The sequence below is a fragment of the Cellulosimicrobium sp. CpK407 genome, from assembly GCF_051844275.1.
GTDB classification, from domain to species: domain Bacteria; phylum Actinomycetota; class Actinomycetes; order Actinomycetales; family Cellulomonadaceae; genus Cellulosimicrobium; species Cellulosimicrobium cellulans_G.
In genome coordinates, this window is sequence record NZ_JBGNYC010000112.1 from 1 (window position 1) to 396 (window position 396).

The 396-nt window shown below is 74.0% G+C and carries 1 protein-coding gene; it reads right to left on the reverse strand.

Translation table 11 applies throughout. The features are described from left to right. The coding region (locus ABWU78_RS20945) for a glycosyltransferase family 2 protein (protein WP_439159401.1) at nt 1-350 on the reverse strand (350 nt) is incomplete at its 3' end. Nucleotides 351-396: the final 46 nt, after the last annotated feature.

Sequence of the window (396 nt, forward strand, 5' to 3'; positions counted from 1 at the left end):
CGGTCTCCCTCCCAGCTGCCGGTGACGAACTCGTCGTCCTGGAGTGCGTCGTGCATCCCGGTCAGCCAGCCCTGGCCCACCACGTCGTCCGCGTCGCAGAACGCGAGGAACCTGCCCCGCGCGTGCCCGGCACCGATGTTGCGCGCCGCGGACGGACCGCGCCGCGCCGAGGCGTCCACGAGCCGCAGCCACGGCTCGCGCTCCTGACGGCGGCGCACCAGCGCGGGCGTGGCGTCGCGCGACCCGTTGTCGCACACCAGGACCTCGAACGCGAACCCCACATCCTGCTCCGCGAGCGCGTCCAGCTGCTCGTCCAGCGTGTCCTGCGCGTCGAACGCCGCAATCACCACGCTCAGGTCCGGCACACCCGCCCCGACCATCACCCACCCCCCGGCG